Here is a 16690-nt window from a genome sequence, read left to right as displayed (position 1 = left end):
GCGCTAATCCTTGAATTTTGTGTCCAGACAAGCCCCGGCACTCACCTGATCAAACTGAGCCGTTCAACTTTGGGCTTACCCTCTCTTGCCTTTTGGCTTAGTTAAGGCGTCCAAGAAATAAGCTCAACACACCCACAGGCTAGATCACCTATTTATTCAGGCTCCGTTACTTTTCCGGGACCTTATCTTTCCGGTACGAATTTGGGGCCTGCTTAGGCAAGGCCCATATGGCCATTAACAATGAGGTGCCGCCTCCCAGTAACGCACTCGCCCAATCCTTCAGGCCTGGAAATACAAACATGTTCCACAGTAAGGCGGTCAATGCTCCTAGAAGCGCAATTAATAAAACGTTAAGCCATGTTCTGGTAGGTTTCACCACGCTATAGATCAAGGCCAGTAACAGCGCTGGGGCGCCATAAAAAGCAAGTGCATTAAGAGCGGCCAACAAACCACCTGCCATACTGCCTACCAGCACCACCCAAGCCTGATCCCCGGACTGGGCCCCCGAGAGCGCCAGCCACACCCCAATAAACAGACCCGCCAGCATGGGACACAACAAGAAACCCAAAAATACCCGCAAGCGTGGGTACGGACTCATGCTTCGCCCCCCTGATTGGCTATACATCAAAAACTTATACGCAAAACGAACCTAAGCCCTTCTTCCAAGATGAATCAACTTATTCGCCTCTAGGGTACTTAGGCAAGACCCATAAGCCATCAAGGGCTGTCATGGCGCTATTGATTACCATGATTGCTCGCACCGTTATGCTCTTCGCTCACCCGCTCCAAGTGGACAGGGTGTTAAGAAAATGATCGATCTATCGTCTTAATATTTAATAAAACCCATTTACGTTGGCTTTCACCAATTCATGACCGGGTTAATTTCAACTATTTCACTGTTTTCTGTCGCTTACTTCAGACCGTTTAGGCAAAACCCAAAACGCCATCACCAATGACGAAATCGCGCCAAGTACAAATGCACTGGCAAACGGCGTGGTTAACCAATTTTCAGAAATTGCCTCCCAATAACCAAGCCCATCATTAGCAGGAGATATATACTGACCCCAGAAAAAAGCCAGAAACCCACCAAAAATAGAAATAAACAACAAACTCATCAACGATCGAAAAGGACGAAAAAACAACAAAACCATAGATATAATAAAAGCCGGTGGAATATTAATAACGATAGTAAAAAAAACTATTACCGGCAAAGAACCAGAAAAAAAAACCCAAAACCCCAAGCCAACTTATTTTCGGATCTATTATTTGATAATAGGTTCCCACTAAAGTTGCAATAACACCCGCAATTCCAGGGCACAAAATAAACCCCAGACCAACTTTCCAGTATGGATAGCCCTTCATGGTGTGCAACCTTGCTGTTCAGAATAACCTAGAAGCCTACATCCGTATCTAACACGAGACTGATAATCCAAGACATCAATCCCACCAGGCTGCCCCTGCTTATCAGAAGTAACAAAATTATTTCCAGCACCTAATATAGAGTTTGTATTAGTCTGCCATTCGGACATCAACCCAAATAAAAATCTATCCTTAAGATAACCTTCATGGATAGGCCGCAAAGTTTGCTGCTCACTTATTAACTGATTAATATCCCACCGCACCGGGTCGCCTCCGTGGTTATCCAGGGCTTTGAAGTTGCTAAAGCCCGCATTCATCAAGGCGCTACCCGCTTCTGCCCGCCAATCATAAATAGTATCTGCGTTTATTCCAGCTAAAGCAGACCCGAACAGAAAAGTCTAAAAACAACCATCAACTTTCATCCAATTCTGTTCAATTTCATTCCGTATCTTTTATAGTCGGACCACATAATCATCTCAGCACGTTAATCAAGCATGAACACAAAAACTCAGTGCTTATCACCTATTGCAAATTGCCACTGATGCTCAAGCCCTTTTCCTTGCCGTGAAACTTGCAAAGAAAAATCCTCTGAGTAGAAACGCGTAGGTGGAGGCTATATGTACTAGCCTCCACCTTAGTTGAAGAGTTCATAACACAAGCTCAGCATGCCTAGGTTATGTCACTTACGTCCCCAGGCTGTGCTACGTGTCCGACATCGTGCCTTTCAGGTGCGAATTTGGGGACTGCTTAGGTAAGGCCCATAGGGCCATGAATAGTGACGTGCCCCCCCCCAACAACGCGCTCGCCCAATCCTTAAGACCGGGAAACACAAACATATTCCAAAACAACGCAGTCAGCGCCCCCAGAATGGTAATCAATAAGACACTAAGCCCTGTTTTTGTAGGTTTCACTACGCTATAGAGCAAGGCTAATAGCAGCGCTGGAACACCATAGAAAACAAGCGCATTGAGTGCGGCCAGCAAAGCACCTGCCATACTGCCTACCAGTACCACCCATGCCTCATCCCCGGGCTGTGACCCCGACAAGGCCAGCCACACCCCAATAAATGGGCCGGCCAGCACGGGACAAAGCAAGAAACTCAAAAATACACGCCAGCGTGGGTATGGACTCATGGTTTGCACCCCTGTTCCTGGCTATAACCTAGCAGCTTACATCCGTAATTTATCCGCGAGTTATAGTCCAGAATATCGATCCCGCCGGGTGCGGTTTGTCTATCTGGCAGTATTGCGCCCAGACCATCACTATTGGTCATCGTTTTAGATACCCATGTAAACACTACGCGGTCCTTCAAGTATTTTTGATGGATAGGCTGCAAGGTTTGTTGTTCACTTCGTAGTTGATTGATATCCCACTGCACTGGGTCAAGATCTTGGTTATACAAGTCCTTGAAATTTGAGAACCCGGCGCTCATTAGCGAATTACCAGCTTCTTGCCTCCAATCATAAATTGTGTCTGCATTTACCCCCGCGAGAAGCGAACCGAACAGGAATGAATATCCTGAACCCTTTCCGTCCGCACCCAGGCCTGTTAAGGCTGCACGCGATACATCTTCCGCACCCCCATACCACTTCGCCCCCGAACCGACATGTTGCTCATAGCGGTCCGATGCACCAAAGAAGTCCGCCCGGTTATCAATGGTGTTGTAGTACAGCGCAAAGCGTGATTCGGCCCCGAGGCTGTTGTAGACATAATCAAAGGTGTTTTTGGACGAACGGGTCACGTCTCCATTCAATAAGGCCCAGGCATCTTGCATGGCTATGTACTGCGTAGCCGTATTGACCGCAGTACGACATGCATCCCCCACCGGATTGGCCGCGCACAGCGCATTCATTTCTCGATCAAGCAACTGACTGAGACGTTCAGCCTCTTCCTTACTGACCCTCTTTTGCTCCTCGGACGAGCAGGTCTTGCCGCTCAGGCAGGCTTTCACTTTATCGACAGCCGATTGCGTCAGATAGTTGTTATCAAGGGCAGCAATAGCGCTGTTGGTGGCGGTAGCCGCCTCCAGGCCACCGGTCGCACTGATGCCGGCCACCAGCGTTGCAATCAGATTGCGCTTCGCTTCTTTTGCCTGCGCCGTCTCTCCCGGTTGATCCAAGAACAAATTGGTCAACAAGCTACTGCTTGCAGCGCCTAACGCACCGTCGGCACAACCTTGATTACTGGCCGCCGCTCCCGCACACGCCAGCACACCGTGCAAGGCGGCATGCAAGGCACTGCCTTCGGTCAGTGTGCCGTCTTTAACTAAGCCGCCGATATACCCTGCCCCTTGCTGTTGCAGGTAATTGACCACCAGATTCTGGGCAAACTGGGATGAAGCACCAGTCACGTTGCCGCCCGCAGCTGCCGCCAAGGCCGTTAACACCTGACGACCCGTACCACCCGGGGCCCAGATTGCCGTGGCTTTTAGCTGTTGCTCAAGCGCTGCCAAACGTGCAGGATCACGCTCACCTTCCGGTTTGCTTCGTTCACGATCCAATGCCTTCTTAGCGGCAGTGGCTTCGTTGGCCCGATTATTCAGGAATACGCCGGTCTCGCGTTGCAACGCTCCGACAATCTCAAAGCCCGCCTGGATTTCTCGCTCGTTGAAAATCGGCTTGAGGGCATTGCTGCCGTCCTGGCCCGTCAATACGTCACGGTTCAAACTGGCCAGACGCTCATCCAGTGTTTCCCCGGTGAGAAGCTGTTGTTTAGCTTGATCCGTAATCGTGATTTGGGCGCCACTAATGCCGCTATACGTGGTGCTGCTGCTCTTGCCGCTGGCCGCCATGACCATTGGCGGGCTGGCGCTAAAGCCGCCCGTGTTGGGCAAGGTGGTGCCAGGCACCTGCTCGCCCGTGGCAGCTTGGCCTTGCTGGTCCGTACCTACACCCGATGAGGTATCACTGCCGCCTGAACTATACCCAACCCCCAGACTCATACTGCTGGCTTTGTAATGGGCGTAATTGTCTATATCGCTTGCGGTCAGCGTACCCGTCGTCAAGGTGTTAAGCCCGTCCTTGACGGCTTGCTCTGAAGCGGTGATGACGGCCCCTTTCAGGTCCGTATTCCCTTTGACCGTGATTTGGAAGCCCGCATCCCCAGCCTCAATACGAGACTGCTCGTGAACGCTGGCGTAATCACTATTGATCTTCTGCTTGCCAACGTTGGCACTGGCCGAAAAACCGACTCCTACCATCACGCTGCCACCAACATTACTGTCCTTGCTGGTAAAGCGGCTCGTATCTTGCAGGCTCTCTATATTGAGATCGCCCCCCACATCCGCCACCACTTGCTGACCACGGGCTACCGCGCCGCGCAGATTCGTATCACCGCCGGACTCCAGCACCAGACGGTCTCCCGCGGTGACATAGCTATGACTCCAGGTCAGGTCTTTACCCTCGCCTTTGCCCTTGCCACGACTGGCGTTAGCCGTCACACCAAAGCCAATCCCATTGGACCCCAAGGAAACGGCCACCCCCACGCCAGCACTGGAACTACTGCTGCTGCGGTCAGTCTGGACCGTGTTTTCTGCCGCCAGCAAGTTGATGTCGCCATCAGCCTTCAGATGAACATCGCCCCCTGCGCTGACCGTACTGCCACGCGCCGTCAGGTCGGAATCCTGGCCCGCACCCGTCGCACTAATACGGACATTTCCACCTGCTGCCACCGTAGAGTCGGCGGCTGTGTCGTAGGAGGTCTTGGACTTACTGTCGCTTTTACTGGAACCGACCGTAATCGAGAGGTTGATCCCCCCGGCCGTTGTAGGGTCAGCGCTGACCGCATCGTAGGCATTGACGGCCGCCAGCCCCGTCGTGGCGGCCGCTAAGGCTTTCATTCGGGTATCAGAGGTATCGCTGGAGGCCCGCTTCATCTGCTGACCTGTCTGAATAGCGGAAATGACCGGCGAGGTCAAAGCCACTGTCAGGCCCGACTGGCGAAACTTACTTTCCTGAATGTTTATGCCGGTTTCACGAGCCTCAAGAATATCCACCCGCTTAGCATGAATGTCGATATCGCCTTTGGGTGCCAGAACATGGCTACCTGTCTGCTGATAGCGATTACCCGCTGCCAACATGACATCCCCATCCGTCGAGCCGATTGTCGAGGCCGCTGCCCGTGTGCTGGCATCCTGTTGGTCAGCACTTTGCATCTGCTTGCCAATCGTGAAACTCAAACCGCCGCCAGTCATGAAACCGGATTTGTCGACCCGCTTGAAATGGCTTTCCTGCTTGGTATCTGTTGCGGCCTGAATGGTCAGATCATTGCGGGCCGCAATAACGGTACCCGCATCAGACACCAGATTGCTGCCAGTGACCGTGACATTTTCCCCTTGCACAGCCACGGTCTTACCACTGAAGGTACTGGATACGGCCGTTGTTTCCTCCAGACTGTCGCGGGTGGTCATTTTCTTGGAACTGAGCAGACCACGACTTTTGATTTGCCGGCCTTCACTCCAGTTACGACTATCTTGTCCGGCCAAAATCTGGGCCTCGCCTTGCGCAACAGCGACCACAGCGCCTTGCTCACTGGTCACGGTCGCGGCAAGCGCTGTCAAGTCTCGACCTGCTTGTACCCGTACGTCCCCCGCGGTCGTGATACTGGTGCCTACCTCCCGCTCATAACCTTGCTTCAGGTAGTTGTTGGCATCAAGAACATTATTCTCTTGTTCTGCAATGGCGACGGTCCCCAGACTGACATCACGACCGGCCACCAGCGCAGTCTGGCCGTCCTTGCCGCTATTGATCACTTGTGCTGCATTCAGTGTGAGGTCACGACCGGCTGCCGCCAACAGAATGCCATCAGAATTGGTCACGTAAAGGCTCGCCACCCGGTCTAGGTTGGTCCGGCTAAAGTCACTTTTCCCTGCCTGCTTGACATCACTGTGGGTCGTGCTGACCACGTTAAGGTCGCGTCCGGCATCAAGCAGCAAGGCGCTCTTGGCCTGGATCGTGCCACCCACATTGTCAATATCCTCACGGGCACTAAGGACCACTGCGTCACTGGCAATACGCCCTCCCAGATTACGCAGGTTCTGTCCCGTGATCCGGACGGCTGTACGCCCGGCAATCATTCCGGAATTAAGCACATCATCCTTGATAGCAAGATCGATCGCGTTGGCCGCCACTAAGGTGCCGCTCCCATCAAGATCATCCGGTCTGACGCGAACATAGACTTGCGGCACTAAAGCACGGGCCTTGCTGCCATCCGGTAAGGTGACATCACGCTCGACCAGCCAAACCATATCGCTGGTCAGTTGAGCCATTTGCTCTGTACTGAGCGCGACTCCAGGGCGCAAATTCCATTTCTTGGCATAGGAGCTGCCCGCCTCCAGCAAAGCACGATACTGCTCCTCATCATTGACGTAGCCTTCCAAAAAACGGCGTCCCGTTAATTGATTGATCTGGTCACGAACCAGCTTTTGCTCATAAAACCCATCGCCCAGACGCTTGAGCATCGTGACAGGATCATAGCCAAGCCGGGTCAACATATAATCCGAGCTGAGCCATTGGCGATAGTCGGTAAATCGCGGGTCGGCCTCAACCAGATAAGTACCAGCATCGGGGCTGGTGCGGAACAAACTGTTAGTGGGGATCTCGGTATCGACCTGAACCATCCGGATGTGCTCGAGCGTATCACCATTGAAGCCAGGGGCCTGAGCCTGAACTTCACTTATTGGCTTGCGCTCCACGGCGCCATTGCGCTCCAGTTGCCCCCCCACCTGAGCCGTCTGTCGATCATCAATGGCAAAGCCACTGCCTTGTCCCGCCGCATTCTCGATAAGCTTAGATACATCCAGGCTGAATGTAGTGACGCTATCAGCCGGGTTATAGGCAATTTTCGAATGCCATTTGCGCTGGTGATAACGCTTGAAACCACCCCGCCACCGGCTGTAGGTGTATTGGCTGGTTCCAGCCTGGCGAATGACATGCTGCCCAAAGACCGCTTCATTCTTTAGCTTATCCAAATCACCCTGAAGAACGCCACCAGCAATGATCTGACTCTTGTCGTTCAGCAGCTCATTGCCATGTAAAGTGAGATTACCACCGGCGCGAATCAGGGATGGAGCACTTTCGGTCACCTGGGTTTCATATTCGCTGCGGGTAATCTCATACTGAGTCCAGTTGCGCACCTCGGCACCCGTTTCCCGGTGACGATAGCGTCCAGCGCGGCTCCAGCCTTCCCACCGATACTCACTGATATCATGCTTGTTCGGATCCCCCGAGGGCTGAATATAAGTATGCTGTGTCGGTTCACCTACCCGGACCAATTCGGTATTGAAATGCAGATTGCGATTGAGCAAACGGTTGGCATCGATGCTTATGCCACCCAAAGATTCAATGACGGCGCTGTCATTCAGAACCAGGTCCGCGCGACCGGTCGCCTGCCCCTGCCCATCCAGTGCACCACCGACATTAAGAGCATCAGCACCTGGGCCAGCACTGAATATCAGCGCTTGCTCCCGATTATTAATAAGCTTGGCACCGATGTCCAAGCGCTCTCGTGCGGCGATGACAGCAGCACGATCACCCTCTTCCCGGTTATTAACAGTATCGGCCTGAATGCTTAGATGATCCCCATATAGGCGACCCGTACCCGCATTATCCAGCGTGCCCACATCAATATGAGTTCGAGCGCCATCGATAAGGCCACGATTACTTAACGTTCCCTTGGCAACAACGGTGGTGCGCCCCCCGCTGATCTCCCCCGTAACCGTGTTATTGACGTGTTCGCCACGCAGTTCAAGCGTACCCGCCTGAATCACGCCCTGATTGTTCAACTGTGCAGCCGAGTGAATCACTGCTTGGCCGTTAGCCCGAATATCATTCAGGTTAGTGAAATTCTGCTGAACAGACAGGCTCAGATCGCCTTTTGAATGCAGGCTGCCATCACCTCCTACCGTGTCTGCGGCAAGCGCTAAGGATTGGCCGGCAAGCATCGTACCTGACTGGTTAAGCACCCGATGGGCAGCCAGTTCAATACGGCCATCCGAATACAACTGGCCTGCCGTGTTATCCACCACACTGGCCGTACCGCTTCCACGAATCACCAGGGAGTCATCCGCAGCCAACGCACCCTTGGTGTTATCAACATGACCCGCCGTCAACGTGACCTGTTTGCCTTGTATGCCCCGAGAGGGGCTGGCATCTGTGCCTTGAGTATGCTGATTAAGAATCTGCTCCGCTTGAAGGTGTAGCGCCTTACCTGCCGCTATCAGCCCAGCCCTATTGTTCGCCACGCCCGACAGCTCCAGATTGGCATCACCTTGGCTGTAGATCACCCCTTCACGGTTATCCACATTCGCACTGGTCAGCGTCAGGGCCTGGCCGCTCACGATCCCGCCCGCACTGCCCGAGCCTGTGTTGATCAGTTCCTGCCCATGGGTATCCAGACGCAACGCTTTGTTCGATTGCAGCAAGCCGCCGGCATTATTCAATGCTCCACTGTCCAGATTCAACGTGCCATCCGTGCTAGCAATGGTGCCGCCGGCATTGTCCAGCGAGGCCCCTTGGGTATGAACATCAACACGAGAGCCCAGCACGATGCCCCCCGCATTGCCCAACCCAGCATTCATCAGGCGGGTAGCCGCAGCACCTTGTACTATGCCGTTGGCGTTCTCGGTACGGCCCTGTGTCCGTACCTCCATGCCACCGTCCGTGGACACAAGCAGACCGCCTTCACGGTTATCGACGGTTCCGGCGTCAATAAACACATCGGCCACACCCAATACCTTGCCACCTTGATTATTGAGCGACTCTTGAACATCCATGCTCAATGTCTGTGCGGACGATACCGTACCGCCCTGGTTGTGAAGCGCGCCCGCTTGCACTTGCACGTGACCATTGCCGATGATCATTCCGTCACGGTTATCGATTGAGTCCTGCGCCTTCAGTACCAGGGCATCCCCGCCCGTGGCCAGCAAAGTGCCTCTGGCGGTATTGAGCGTGCCAGTCTCAACGCTGATTGTCTGTGCCTGCGTCGTGGCCTGTTGCAAGTCTGTCGTTGTACCGCGAAGATTCAAGGTGCCATTACTGGCAATATGGCCTTGCTGCCCCTGCAAGTTGGCGGCATACAGGTCAAGGTGCCCACTGCCTGCGTGCAAAACCTCACCTTCCTTGTTTTCCAAGACACCGGCTCGAATGTTCAGATCAGCATTACTGGCCAGTTTTCCCCCGTCACGGTTATCAAGTGTGCCCACCACCTGCACACGAGTCGATTGATCGCCTGTAGCGACAAGCTGGCCGCCACGATTGGACAGTTCCTGTGCGCTCAGATCAAGCGAACCGGCCGATTGCAACAGGCCCTTGTCATTACGGAACTGCCCGACGGCAATTTGGGCCTGATCGGCAAGCTTGATTTCCCCCTGACGGTTACTCAAGTCGCCGCCGCTAACCTCAAGCCGCCCTAGGCCCAGGTGTCCCCCATCATTATTCAGCCCCGCTTTGGCAAGCATATTGATATTGCCACCAGCCACAATACGGCCACCCGTATTGTCCAAGCTAGTCGCAATATCAAGCTGTCCCGGCTCCAGCGGCGCAACGCTACCAACGCCCGTGCCTTCCTGGCCAGTGCCCGGCGCCGGATTAGCGCCCGTACCGCCCGTTTCCCCATCCACACCGGTCCCCGAAGGAGGGGGCTCTCCTGACGATGAGTCCTGAGCAATCAAACCAATACGACCGCCCTCCCGGTTGCTGATTTGAGCGGCTGACAATGACAAACTCTGGGTTCCAGCCTGCTCAATGGTGCCTGCCTGATTATCCAAAGACTGGGCTTTAATCGCCACCCGCCGCGCGTTCAGCGTCCCCTGGCGGTTATCAATATCCTTGACACTGTCTATGGACAGCTCACGGCCCGCACTAATGACGCCGGTGTTTGCCAGGCCATCATTTGCCTGTATCTGCGTATCTGCCTTGGCCTGTATCGTGCCACTATTTTCCAAACGACCATCGGCAGTCACCACCACCTGCCCCACATGAGCACCAATCGCACCAGCGTTACGCACCCCGACCCCACGCTCGGTCCCCACGAGAACAATTTTCTGGCTGTACATGCCCCCCAAGGCGCCGACATCCAAGGCAAATGCAGGCGCCCCGCTATCGGTATCGACGGCTTGCACCTTGCTGTGGTCGGCACTGACTTCATTGGCACCCGTAGTGACCTGTAATTGCTGTGCCCAGATGCCTGCATTGACTTGCACCGAGCGGGCGATTAAATCCGTATAGTCAGCGGCACTGGCATCCAAACCTTGACCCAAAACCGAAATGCTGCCGCCTTGCACACGGTAGCCCTCCAGCGCCCCACCATTGATAATCGGTTTGCCGGTGGTCAGCGTGCTACGGTCAGCATTGATAAAACCACAACCATCACACGAGATACCCGCAGGGTTGGCAATGATCAGTTGCGCACGATCACCCGCCACTTCCACATAGCCCCGCAACAGGCTGGGATCGTTGGAGTTGACCTCATTTAAGATAACGCGCGCCGTCCCTTGCGCCAGCCAGGGGTTGCCTTGCACCCAGCCTCCCAATTGGGACTGCACACTTGTACGGGAATTGTTAAGAATCGCACCTTGCGTATCGACATCAAACTGCTGATAAGTATTGCGCGAGACACCCGCAGCGCTAGGCGTTTGGATGTTAACCAACGGCACCCCATTGGCTGCTTCCAGCACCGTTGGCTGCTGATTGCCCGGAGCATTCGGATCGGCTACAAGCTGAGCATGGGCTACCGGCACCATAAAAACCTGACCAAGTGCCATCGCCAAGGCAAAGTAGACAGGATTGACAACGGCCAGGAAGCGACTATGCGCGGTGGTGCTCGTACCAGCACGCCCACCGGGTCCATTGCGGCGCACAATTTCCGCTACAACCTGGAATAAGCCCAACGTACGGTTAAAAACAATACGATATAAATTCTTGTTCATATCATCACACTCTGGATCTGGCGCGAAATAAGAAAGAAAAGTTCAGTTCAGTAGGACCAGCTCAGGGTAAAGCCCGTCGTGACCGAATCGGTCTTGAATCCTTCAGGCTTATGAAGAGGCACACCGGCGTACAGATCCCAGTAAAACCCCTTGGCCCCTCCTCGCAGCCCAATCACGGAACCCGCTAAGTTGCGTCCCTGAAGCCAGCGTGTGGATGGCCCACCTACATGACCATAGTCGGCACCCAAGTACAGTTCCTGGCCGGCACCAACCGCTACACCGATTTCATTGCGCCAGACCCAACCGCGCTCACCCATGAGCATCAGCTCACCATCAAAGCCACGCACCGAGTAACGGCCGCCAATAGAGAAGCGATCCTGCGGGACCAGAGGCGTACGATTCCATTGCGCTCGCCAACTACTGATGTAGCGGGCGCGCTGAGTTCCCAGCGAGAACGGCGCCATCAACTGCACATCGGCAGTAATCAACTTCATCCGTGAGGTGCCTTCTCCGAAGGGCTCCTCAGGCGCACTTTTCGCTTTAAAGGCTCCCGTGCCACGGCGATAAGCCACACTCGCATCCAAGGTACTGTTACCCAAATACTCACGATGGGTCACCCCCAGCTCCCAGCCACCCGTGCGACGGTTCTGGACCTCGATTTCCACATCGTCAATAAAGTTACTCGAGCGACGTGTCCAGGCTCGGCCAAACAAGGCTGTTTTTCGTGTTGCGTCACGGTAAACCAAACGTGACAAGCGTAACTCTGCATTGTCACTGGTGCCGCTGTACACATAGCCTTGGTTGTAGCCCGCAATCGTTTGATGATATTTATAGCTACTGATGGTCGCGCCCAGCGTCCAGTAACCATAGGGCACACTGTAATGAAAGGTCTGTGCCCGGTTACCTTTGCCACGGCTGCTGAACAGGTCGTAGTTAAGGTTGACGTAAAACAAGTCGTTCAGCATCAACAGGTCATCCAGCGAGACGGTCACGCCCCCTTGCAGCTTGCCTGTTGACTTACTGCCAGAGTCATCTAAATGGGCCGATAAACGGATCGGCGGCGAGCGTTGCTGCCATGCGATTAATAGATCACTGTCGCCAGGCCGGGCATCGTCGCCTTCAGCGGGAACAATCTGAATATCTGCCTCTACGGTGGGAACACGCTTGAAATTCTCCAAAGCCTGTTCAATATCGCGCAAATTCAGTAAATCGCCCCGTCGGATAGGAACCGCGTTCCAGGCTGTCGCCTTCAAGGATGTTTCTTCGGTAAAACGTACGTCACGCACACGACCTGGAACCAGCGTTAAGGTCAGTTGGCCCGCACGCAAATCTTGTGCAGGCGCCAACACACGCGTTGTGACATAACCACGCGCGATAATCGCATTCTGAATACGGGCCATCACCACGTTGATCCCGTCCGTACCCAGGCAACGCCCCGTAGCGGGATCATGGGCCGGGTCGGCTGCCCTCAAGGCCCAGGTAAAACGCGGGGACTGGTCCCCCTCCAACCGTATTTGTGAAATAGGAAAGCAAGGACTTTCCTTATCAGGCAATTGCTCAGGAGCAGGGGTCTGCACAGGCGGCAAACGCACATCGGGCAAGGTTTCTTGCTGTTCACGCAGGATACGTTCCCGTTCCTGCTGCCGCAGCAATTCCTGCGCCATACCATTTTGTGTCTGCGCCAATGCAGGAATAAACGGTGCAAACAAAACCAACAAAGGCCACCTCTTGGGCCAAACCGTGCCCCTCATCACCTATATCCTTTTGCGTAAGCATCAATAGTTTTTTCTAATACCTATAAACTGGCGGGACTAATGATACCCAAGTAAACAAAGGGTGAGCACAGCAGTAATACTTTGTAGAACCATTTACGGATGCGGACAAGTTGTGTGGGTATAAGTCAGGGCGATTTGGCTCCTGAACGCTGCGGCAACGTCGCCAACAGCAAACCCGCCAAGGCCAGGATGAAGGCGTAAATATGCACGGTCGTAAAGCTCTCACCCAGCACCAGCACACCTACTGCTGCGGTGCCCAGGGGCATCAAGACCATAAACACCGCGGCTTGCGAAGCAGGTACGGAACGCACTCCCGTCATCCACAGCCAGACCGTCCAGACACTTGCAGCCAAGGAATAAAACACCAGCAAAGGCCAGATCCAGCCTGCCGGTGCCGTGAAATCGAAATCCCAGGCGGCGTATAAACCTAGGGGCGTAATCAGCACCAGGCTACACAGATTGATAATCGCGCTGATGCGCTTGGGACTAAGCACGGCGGTCAGGCGCTTGCCTATGACCGCATAAGCCGACTCGCACAGGACGGCACAAAAGATCAGCGCATTGCCCAGCCACATTTTTCCTGGGTCCAGTTGACCCACACCGTGATCATCCGCCTGTACCAAGGCCAATAAGGCAATCCCGCCCATCCCCAGGGCCAGTGACACCCAGGTGCGCGGCCCTATGCTTTCTTTCAGGAAGTACCAACTGAACAAAGCCACCATGCCGGGGATGGCAGACAAAATGACGCCTGCAGATACCGCACTGGTCATGCTGATGCCCGTCACCATGCACAGCGTGAACAGGAAATTACCCAAAAAGGATTCCAGAAAAATCAGGCCACGGGTACGCAGGTCCAGTGCGGGTTCGGTCGCCGGTTTGCGCAGCCAACGCAGCATGGCTATCGCGCCAATGCCGAAACGCAGCCAGGCCAGCAAGAACACCGGCAGTGCCGCCACCAACGGCCGTGTCAGGGCGATATAACTGCCCACCAAAGACATGGACAAGGCCAAACAGGCGTATGCCGCCAGACGTGATCCCGCTCTATTCACCCACCCTCTCCTAATACACACATTTGCAAGGCAACTAATCAAAATACCACGGCGGCCAAGGTCTACAATACGCCCGAGCTCGGCCTTCCAGGATAAAAAACATGGCCTGCCATGTTGTCCGTTTCGCTCACCACCGCCTGTACCCCTGACCTTACCCAGATCTGCCCGTACAGCCCCGTGTTGCCAGCGCTTTATCCCACCCCATCGGAAAGTCGCGTCGCCAGCCCTTAAGCAGGTCTGCGATGGACGGCCCTACACCCGGCCCGACCCATGCTGCTCCCCATAACAGACTAATCCGCACCGCGCCGGCCCACCGGCCAGCCGTGCTCCTTGAAGGATATTTCATCATGCAGGCTATCGCCCGCCTGAGCCGTTTTGTTGGCAATACCTTTGCCATCTGGGTTCTACTGTTTGCCGTACTGGCCTATTACTTTCCCGACCACTACCGCTGGTTAGGCGCTTATATTGTTCCACTTCTGGGCATCATCATGTTCGGTATGGGACTGACCTTGTCGCGCCAGGACTTTGCGGAGGTGTTTGTACGCCCTGGCCGTGTGGCTATTGGTGTATTGGGACAATTCATCATCATGCCCGGTCTGGCCTGGTTTCTGACCTACGCCTTTTCCCTGCCACCCGAATTGGCCATTGGCGTGATTCTGGTGGGCTGCTGCCCCGGTGGCACCTCGTCGAACGTGATGACTTTTCTGGCCCGTGGCGACCTGGCCCTGTCGGTTGCCATTACGTCGGTCACCACCTTGCTGGCTCCTATCGTCACCCCTGCCCTGATTTACTTCCTGGCCAGCCAATGGCTGGAAGTCAGCGCCTCGGCCATGTTCTGGTCCATTGTTCAGGTAGTGATTCTGCCAATTGCCCTGGGCATTATTGTGCAATCCCTGATGGGTGAAAAGATCAAAGCCGGTGTGGCGGCCCTGCCCCTGGTATCTGTGGTGGCCATTGTGGCTATCGTGGCCGCTGTTGTCGCGGGTAACCAGCCCAAAATTGCGACCAGTGGCTTGTTGGTGTTCTCGGTTGTCGTTGTACATAACACCCTGGGCTACATCCTGGGCTATGTACTGGCACGCTTGAGCGGCATGCCTTTAGCACAGCGCAAGACGCTGGCTATTGAAGTGGGTATGCAAAACTCCGGGCTGGGTGTGGCCCTGGCCAGCGCCCACTTTTCGCCATTGGCCGCCGTGCCCAGCGCAATCTTCAGCGTCTGGCACAATATTTCCGGTCCCTTGGTCGCGACAATTTTCCGTCGCATGGGCGATGGCAAGTAAACACCTGCAGCCAGGTGCAAGGGCTTGAACCCAAGTCCACAAAGTAAAAAGGGACGCTCTACCGGGCGTCCTTTTTTTGCATCCAGCGTGTCGCAAGACACCCGCATCCGCTCAAGCCTCAGCTTTTACGCGAAGACACATAAATCCCGCCTACGATCAGCAAGAAAGCCGCACCGTGGTAGAGCTTGGGGGTATCGCCCAGAATAAAAACCGACATCAAGGCGGCAAATACGGGCATCAGATTGACGAAGAAACCGGCCGTGGCAGCGCCCACTCGCTGGACAGCCACGCCCCAGCATCGCAAGGCGATCAGAGCCGGGCCAGTCCCCACATACAGAATGGCCAGCAACAAGCCCCAGGACCAGTCGATATGCCAGTCGGTAAATTGCCACTCCATGGCGGCAAAAGCGCCCGACCAGATCAGACCAAAAAACACTTGTGCCATCACTACCGTGGCCCAGGTTTCTGCGATAACACCCTCATGGCGGCGCGTACTGAGCATCCAGCTATAGATCGCCCAGGCGATAGTGGCAATCACCATGTACACATCACCCGGCACAAAACGGAAGGCCATCAACTCCTGCCAGTCCGCACGCGTCAGCACCAGCACCACACCCAGCAAGGACATCAAGCCCCCCACCAACTGACGCCCATTGACGGTAGATTTGAAGAACAGGCGTCCAATGACCAGCATCCAGAACGGCAAGCTGGCGTTGACCAAAGTCACGTTAATGGGGGACGAGCTTTGTAGTGCCAGGTATTGCAAAGCGTTATAGATCCCTATGCCCAGCAAACCCAGAATCGAGTAGCGCTTCCAGTTGGTCCACAAATTACTGCCGCGTCGCAGCACTTGCCGTCCTACAAAAAGCAGAATGGTGAAAGCTACCAGCCAACGGAAGAAATTCAGGGTAATGGGCGGAACCTGATCATGAATCAGGCGCCCCACAATAGCATTACTGGCCCACAAGATCGTGGGTAAAACCAGTAAAGCCGTCGTGCCAGGGGTCAGTTTCTGAGTGCTCACAAGCATGTCCTAAAAAACGGCAACGGCGCATGTGATCCCTCCTCAGGTCAACTCTGCGCCGTTACGATTGGCCTAGTATATAGGCAAGCATGCTCTGCCCTCTACGCCTTTACCTGCCTGCTTGTGACGATGAGAACTGGTCAATCTTTGACCAATCCATAAATATTATTTATAATCATACAATTGTCACGTCATGGCGCTGATTGAATTTTATTGGCCCATCCCATCCACGCTCGTCTGACTTTAGCAACATCAGATGCAGCTACCCAGGGTAAATC

The 16690-nt window shown here is 54.4% G+C and carries 8 protein-coding genes; 1 reads left to right on the top strand and 7 read right to left on the bottom strand.

Features of this window, described 5'->3' with window-relative positions; translation table 11 throughout:
- Positions 1-166: 166 nt before the first annotated feature.
- The 6 genes from M2Q46_RS01780 to M2Q46_RS01755 form a co-directional block, all read right to left on the bottom strand.
- Positions 167-598: a hypothetical protein gene (locus M2Q46_RS01780; protein WP_060185968.1), complete on the bottom strand. Its 432-nt coding sequence runs from the start codon at positions 596-598 to the stop codon at positions 167-169.
- Positions 599-893: 295 nt separating this feature from the next.
- Positions 894-1115: a hypothetical protein gene (locus M2Q46_RS01775; protein ID WP_155624336.1), complete on the bottom strand. Its 222-nt coding sequence runs from the start codon at positions 1113-1115 to the stop codon at positions 894-896.
- A 945-nt stretch (positions 1116-2060) separates the two neighbouring features.
- Entirely contained in the window at positions 2061-2492 is a 432-nt protein-coding gene (locus tag M2Q46_RS01770) for a hypothetical protein (RefSeq protein ID WP_060185969.1), read from the bottom strand.
- Positions 2489-11284 (bottom strand): hemagglutinin repeat-containing protein, encoded by an 8796-nt coding sequence (locus M2Q46_RS01765; RefSeq protein WP_239055491.1) that lies wholly within the window; start codon positions 11282-11284, stop codon positions 2489-2491. The genes M2Q46_RS01770 and M2Q46_RS01765 overlap by 4 nt, the downstream gene beginning before the upstream one ends.
- A 47-nt stretch (positions 11285-11331) precedes the next feature.
- On the bottom strand, positions 11332-12948 hold the full coding sequence (locus M2Q46_RS01760) for a ShlB/FhaC/HecB family hemolysin secretion/activation protein (protein WP_226349700.1): 1617 nt from the start codon (positions 12946-12948) through the stop codon (positions 11332-11334).
- A gap of 236 nt (positions 12949-13184) precedes the next feature.
- Positions 13185-14108: a DMT family transporter gene (locus tag M2Q46_RS01755; protein ID WP_115635142.1), complete on the bottom strand. Its 924-nt coding sequence runs from the start codon at positions 14106-14108 to the stop codon at positions 13185-13187.
- Positions 14109-14455: 347 nt separating this feature from the next.
- Here M2Q46_RS01755 and M2Q46_RS01750 point away from each other — a divergent pair, with 347 nt between their 5' ends.
- Positions 14456-15388, top strand: coding sequence for a bile acid:sodium symporter family protein (locus tag M2Q46_RS01750; RefSeq protein WP_035268109.1), 933 nt, complete (start codon positions 14456-14458; stop codon positions 15386-15388).
- Between the two features lie 118 nt (positions 15389-15506).
- On the opposite strand, the gene M2Q46_RS01745 is transcribed toward M2Q46_RS01750, so the two are convergent.
- Positions 15507-16418, bottom strand: a complete 912-nt coding sequence (locus tag M2Q46_RS01745) for a DMT family transporter (RefSeq protein WP_302356483.1) — start codon at positions 16416-16418, stop codon at positions 15507-15509.
- Positions 16419-16690 lie beyond the last annotated feature (272 nt).

The sequence above is a fragment of the Alcaligenes sp. YSL9 genome, from assembly GCF_030515105.1.
In the GTDB taxonomy this organism is placed as follows: domain Bacteria; phylum Pseudomonadota; class Gammaproteobacteria; order Burkholderiales; family Burkholderiaceae_B; genus Alcaligenes; species Alcaligenes phenolicus.
Note: the sequence above shows the minus strand (reverse complement) of the source record. Positions and strands in the feature narration are given on the sequence as shown.